The organism is Burkholderia sp. Tr-20390, from assembly GCF_017104595.1.
Lineage (GTDB): Bacteria > Pseudomonadota > Gammaproteobacteria > Burkholderiales > Burkholderiaceae > Burkholderia.
Genome location: NZ_JAAGPC010000311.1, coordinates 1 through 6,054, shown reverse-complemented (window position 1 = coordinate 6,054; position 6,054 = coordinate 1). Strand labels below are relative to the sequence as shown.

The window sequence follows — 6,054 nt, the reverse complement described above, 5'->3', positions numbered from 1 at the left end:
GCGCACGGCGAGCGGGAACCGGCCGCGCATCCGCCGTTGAACCGGATCCTGGCGGCCTGCGACCGGCAGCTCATTCACATCAATCCGCTGTTGCGGCGTGGCAATGGCGGCGAAGTCGCGCCGCCGCGCGGGCCGGGCGGCGGATTCCAGTGCCATCTCGTGTCGGGCAAGGCGAATCGGCGCTACGTGATCTCGCTGCATCGCACGGCATCGCATCGCGACTTCTCGTTGCAGGAGATGTCGTTCCTGAAGAATTTCGCCGATACGCTGTTGCCGCTCGTCGAGTGGCATGCGTCGACGCGTCGGCACGGCACGCTCGAATGCGCGACGGCGCCCGGTGCGACGGCAGGCTTGCCCGGCGTCGACGCGCTGCGCCACGAGTTCGAATCGCGGCTCGCGCGCGCGCGGGTCGTGCTGTCGGCGCGTGAAAACGAAGTGTGCCTCGGCCTGCTCGCGGGCAAGATGTTGCGCGAAATGGCCGGCGAGCTCGGTGTGAAGGAGAGCACGATCGAGACGTACATCAAGCGCGCCGCGGTGAAGCTCGGCATCAGCGGCCGGCACGGGCTCACGAAATGGATGATCGACGATTCCGTACCGTGCGCGTCGGCGGCGTGACGCCGACACACCGCCGGCCGACTAGCCCGGATGGCTGTCGCACGCGCCCGCTCCGATGCGCGTCGTCGCGGGCGATGACGACGATGTCACCGGGTGCGGCAGCGCGGGTTGCGGCGCCGGGCTAGATTGCCGACGTGCGACGCGAGATGGAAACCGGCGGCAGTCGTCCCATGGTGTTTCGCGCGTCGCCTGCGCCTGCGTCGGCGTCGCGCGCGCTGAAGTGCCTGGCGTGCCGCGCCTGATGCACGCCGTGCCGCCGTATGGGCCCGTTCGGGCCGCGGGCCCTCAGGTTCCGATGCGCGGCGACGCGTAGTCGCGCCGCACGCTTCGCATGCCGTCCCCGCCCGCTTCCGTCGCGGCCCCGGCCGTCTCGTCGAGCATCCAGCGCGTCAGGCCATGACGCCCGCTGAAGCCCAGCTTGACGGCGGCCCGCTTCAGGTAGGTCTCGACGGTGCTTTCGCGCAGCGCGAAACGCATGGCGATGGCGGGCACCGTGTCGCCGGCCAGCAGTGCCGTGCATGCCTCGATCTCGCGCGTCGACAGCTTGACGCCCGCTTGCCGCAGACGCTCGGCGAACCGCCGCGCCACGCGCTCCCGGCCCGATTGCGTCGCCGGTGGCGCGGCGAGCGTCACATGGGCGGCCGGTGGCGTCGCATCGAGCGCCGCGACATGGCTCTCGACGATCGGAAACAGCACGTGCGAGAGTTCCTTGAGGAAGGTCCGCTCCTGCGGCGAGAAATCGTCGAACGTACACGTGCGATACAACGAGATCACGTAACAGTGGCCCCGCTTGCGGGTCACGAGGTGGAATTGCGCGTAACGCGGCGACACGACCGCCGCCTGCATGACGATGAAGCGGTCGAGTTGCGCGTGAATCGGGCCGTGGCCGGCGAGCGTGTCGTCGACGTGCAGAGGGCTCGCCCCCGGGCGCGACGGCATCTGCGGCCCGCAACAGGCGGCGGCCACGCCGGCCTTCGCGAGCGCCGCGCCGACCGCGCCGAGGCTGCGCACCGCGGGATGGCCGTCAGGCGCGTCGTCGACCGCCAGCTCCGAAATGCGGATCTCGTCGACGGGGACCGCCGCGGCGATCAGGTTGTACATCATTCGGGGGAAACGTCGGCTCCCGCTGCTCGAGATCGCTTCGCCGACGTGTGCGAACAATCTGCTGAACTCCATGAAAGGATTCCTGATGAGACGTTGAAGCTGCGCGTGTGCGCATGGATGCCGACATGATTTAAACACCCGCGTGCGAATGCGTCTGTAACGGTTTGCCGGGACAGACGCATCGCCGGTCGTCGAATCCGGTACGGCGCACGGCGAGCGTTCCGCCCGTTGGCGACGGACGGCGCGCATCGTGTCCCCATCAGGATCGCGGCTCATCCGGCGGCTTCGGCCGGGACGGCGCACACGGCCGTATCGGAGAAGATACGGCCGCTATCGAGGCGAATGACCCGGTCCGCCAGCTTGAAGTACTGATCGTCGTGGGTAATGATGACGACGCATTTCCCGCGGGATTTCAGGTCGGGAACCAGCACTTCATAGAAGAATCGCTTGAAGACCGGATCCTGATCGGCGGCCCATTCGTCCAGGATGTAAATCGGACGATCCTCGATGTACGCGCAAAGCAGCGCCAGGCGCTTGCGTTGCCCGGTCGATAGCGCCCGGGTGGTCGAGTAGGTGCGGCCGGAAATCTCGATCTTGTCCGCGAGCTTCAGGGTGTCGAGGTACTTCCGGGCAAGCTCGATGCTGTCATTGCCCCGATCCGGCCCGATGATGCGATTGAACAAATGGAAATCGGTGAAGACGGCGGAAAACAGGTTTCGGTAGCGTTCCCGGGCGTCGTCGTCGATGACTTTTCCGTCGAGCGAAATGGTGCCGCCGGTCGGCGCATAGAGGCCGCTGAGGACCTTGCCCAACGTGCTCTTGCCGCTGCCGTTGCCGCCGATCACATAGACGAGTTCTCCGGCATGAATCGTCATGTTGATGGGGCCGAGCACGAAGTCGGCCGACGATTCATTGTCACGGTAGTTCATCGTCACCTCGTTCAACTCGATGACCTTCCATGATTTCGGCGATGGGGATGCCACGGTGCCCGGAACGGGCGGCTCATTGCGTGCGTCCTGCGTGTCGTCGATCAGGAAGCCGAATTCCGCCAGCCGGGCGAGCGCGGTCTTGCCTTCGGCCACCACCGGCAGGATATTGATGAGCATGGTCAAGGGCCCCATCATGTAGAGCACGGCCAGGATGCTCGCCGTGAGGACGGATGGATCCACGACGCCGAGCGAAGGCACGCCGAACAGCAGGAAGCCGAGCAGGACCGCGACGGTGATCTGGCCGATGCTGTCGCCGCTCATGAACCAGAAGCGTTCGATGTAATTGAATCCCGCCACGCGCTTCGATGACAGTTCGATCGCGGCCCGGGTGAACCACCGACGCCTCGCCCGGTTGAGCTTCAGCTCCTTGATGCCGAACACGAGGCCATGCGTGTATTCGTTGAACTGGACGAATTCATCGCGAACCCGCTCGGTGAAATTGACCGCCTTCCGATAGAAGAACAGGTAAAGCACCAGGCCGACGAGGGTCAGGATCATCGTCGACGCGAAAACGATCCACGAGAGATAGGCGAGATAGACGATGCTGCAGATCAGCACGACGGATTGAACGATGATCGTCGGTATCGTGAGCAGGGTCTGGCTCAGCTGCGGAATGTCCTGTGTCAGCAGGGTCAGCACATGGGGGGCGCCGCGTCGGTCGATTTCATCGAGCGGGGTCGCCAGGATCCTTTTGCACAGGTTGACGCGCAATCTCGTCATGACCTTCATGCACGCATAGGACGGCATCACGGCCGCGCCGCTCCTGCAGACCACCGCGATGACGTTCACCGCAATGAACATCAGCAGCAGCGTCCGTCGATCGGACGGGTCGTGCAGCGCGGTGCCGATCAACCCGACGCCCACGATCGACGCGATGCCGCTGACGAGGCCCGTCAGGACCGTGCCCAGCGTCAGCCAGGGATGACTGCGCCACATCAGCGTGACGGCGGAATGCCAGGGCGGCGATTTGCTTTGAGCGGAATGCATGCGTGGCCAATAGGTCTCAGTTGATCAGGTGGCTGAGTTCGACATTGCTTGCCGCTGATCTCAACCTCGACGAGGTTTCGTGCTGGCCCAGGAACGTGATGCTTTCCACGATGCCCAGCGGCGAATCGGAAAACAGGATGCAGCACTTCAGCAGGCGCTGCGCACGCGCCCAGCCGACGCTGTCCGTCGAATCGGCCACGCTTCGCAACGCGGCCTCGACCGACGCGGCCGTCCAGTTTTCGCTCCGTGCCAGCCGCGATTCGACCTGCCGAAGAAAATGCAGGAGCGTGCGCGGATTGCTTTCGATGCTGTACATGAGGATGTAGTCGATCCGCAGTTTCTTCGTGATCAACGGAAAAATCAGGTCGATCACGCCGGCAGTCGATTCGCATTTCCCGTAAGCCAGCGAAATCGCGTCGCCGAGCTTGCAGTCCCGGTGAAGCGCATCCAGCGCGGCCTGTACGAACGCCGCTTCGAGGTCAACGGTGGTGGTTTGCATGAGGTTCAATGGGCTGTCGAGTGAGGGTTCGCGGCGAGCACGGGGCGGCAGGCGTTACCAGCCGTCCGGAATGGGCATCGAATAGGTCAGCGGCTTCTCCGGCATCACTTCGTCCATGATGTCGGAGTAGCCGGACTCCTGACCGACCAGGTTCGGCTCGAAGCAGTAGCAATTGAACGTCTGCTGCAGGACGAGGTTGTTGCGGTCGTTGATCGCCGGCGGGTTTTCGTTGATCGCGATGAACGCGTCGTAAAGCGAGTCCCTGACGACGTATGCATGCGCGGTGAGCGTCTCCACGGCCTTGACGATGTTCGGCGCGACGGGAATGGGCGGCGTGAAGTGATACGCGCCCAGGAACAGCATGTGCCAGTCGTCCGGCACTTGCGCGATGAACTCGGGGAAGCGCGCGGCGAACTCGGCGTCGAAGAATGCGTCGTCCTCGAAGATCAGGACTTCGCTCGCACCGGCGGCCTTCGCCTGTTTCACCGCGGCGAGATGGCTCATCGTGCAGCCGTAGTCCTGCGGACGCATGTGGCTCAACGATTCCGGCACGCTCACCTGTTTTGCATCGACGGCGGACAGCCGTTCCACCGTGACGATGTTCTGCTCTGCGAATTTTCGTTGCATCGCTTCCCAGCGGTCGGGGCGCCGGTCCAGGTTGATGCAGACCTTGCGGGCGAAAGTGTTGTCGATCGTCGGCGTTGATGTCAGTTTCATGAGGGTTGTTTTTCCAGGAACGAGTTGACATGGGCGGCGAGGGCGCCGGCATGCGGATCGAGCAGCATGGTCAGGTGGTCGCCGGGGACGTCCGTCACCGCGACGGGGAGCGTCGAGAAGCGGGACCATCCCCAGGCCGGGTCCAGGCGAAGCTGCGCGATCTCGGGCGACGGCGCGTAGTCGTCGGGATCACGCTCGGTGCTGCGGAACAACGCGATCGGCACGGGCAGCGGCGTGGCGTGCGGCGCGTAGTGCGACTTGAAGTTGGCCTGATAGACGCGCAGGTACGCGCGCAGGCGCTCGGGCCCGGCGTCCGCGAACCAGCTGCCGCGGTCGCCGATCCGCGCGAGGATCAAGTCGGCCTGGCCGTCGGGATCGAGCGGGACGAGGTCGGCTCGCGTCACCTGGAGGTCGGCGCCGAGGAAGGTGCCGATTTCATGGGCGATCGCGACCAGCCATTCGGTGTCGTCCCAGTCCTGCCAGTACGTGGCGGCCGAGCTGTCGATTGGCGCGGACGCGTCGAGGATCGCCAGCAGCTTCACGTCGGCGCCCTTGGCGACCAGTTGCCGGCTCATCTCGAGCGCCACGTGCGCGCCGAACGAGTGGCCCGCGAGGTAGTACGGACCCGCGCCCACCAGCGGCCAGATGCGTTCGACATGACGGGCCGCGATGTCTTCCACGCGGGTGAGCGGCTCGCACGCGCCGTCGAGGCCGAGCGCCTCCAGCCCGTGAATCGCGTGGGCGCCGCTCAGGTGGTGCGCGAGCGGGTGGAAGTAGACCACGTTCCCGCCGGCGCCCGGCAGCAGGAAGAGCGGCGCGGCGGGGCCGCCGTCGCGAATCGGCACGAGTCCGCCGGCAGGCGCGGACGGCGCCTTCGTGGCGAGCGCCGCCGCCAGTTTCTCGATCGTCGGATTCTCGAAGAGGCAGGAAATCGGCAGCCGGCGATCGAACGCCTTCTCGACATGGGCCATCAACTGGATCGCGATGATCGAGTGGCCGCCGAGGTCGAAATAGTTGTCGGTGACCGCGATGTCGTCTCGTTTGAAGATCCGCTGCCAGATCTCCAGCAACGTGCGTTCGTCCGCCGTGGGCGCGACGGCGCGTGCCGCCGTGGCCGCACCGGCGGCGGCTTCGATCGCCGGC

At 65.5% G+C, this 6,054-nt stretch carries 6 protein-coding genes; 1 reads left to right on the top strand and 5 read right to left on the bottom strand.

Translation table 11 applies throughout. The annotated features are described in order from the left end of the window. Positions 1-615 (top strand): helix-turn-helix transcriptional regulator (locus G3N98_RS37965; protein ID WP_206150996.1); only part of this gene is annotated, 615 nt, incomplete at its 5' end. Positions 616-900: 285 nt separating this feature from the next. Here the strand turns inward: G3N98_RS37965 and G3N98_RS37960 are convergent. The 5 genes from G3N98_RS37960 to G3N98_RS37940 all read right to left on the bottom strand — a co-directional run. Then, positions 901-1,791 (bottom strand): LuxR C-terminal-related transcriptional regulator, encoded by an 891-nt coding sequence (locus G3N98_RS37960; protein ID WP_206150995.1) that lies wholly within the window; start codon positions 1,789-1,791, stop codon positions 901-903. A 200-nt stretch (positions 1,792-1,991) separates the two neighbouring features. Further along, on the bottom strand, positions 1,992-3,695 hold the full coding sequence (locus tag G3N98_RS37955; RefSeq protein WP_206150994.1) for a cyclic peptide export ABC transporter: 1,704 nt from the start codon (positions 3,693-3,695) through the stop codon (positions 1,992-1,994). A gap of 16 nt (positions 3,696-3,711) precedes the next feature. Then, entirely contained in the window at positions 3,712-4,194 is a 483-nt protein-coding gene (locus tag G3N98_RS37950; protein ID WP_241026263.1) for a hypothetical protein, read from the bottom strand. Positions 4,195-4,248: 54 nt separating this feature from the next. Beyond that, the gene (locus G3N98_RS37945; RefSeq protein ID WP_241026262.1) at positions 4,249-4,911 is read right to left on the bottom strand and encodes a glycosyltransferase family 25 protein; all 663 of its coding nucleotides are present in this window, start codon (positions 4,909-4,911) and stop codon (positions 4,249-4,251) included. Then, a partial coding sequence (locus tag G3N98_RS37940; RefSeq protein WP_241026261.1) for a non-ribosomal peptide synthetase occupies positions 4,908-6,054 on the bottom strand: 1,147 nt, incomplete at its 5' end. The genes G3N98_RS37945 and G3N98_RS37940, both read right to left, overlap by 4 nt.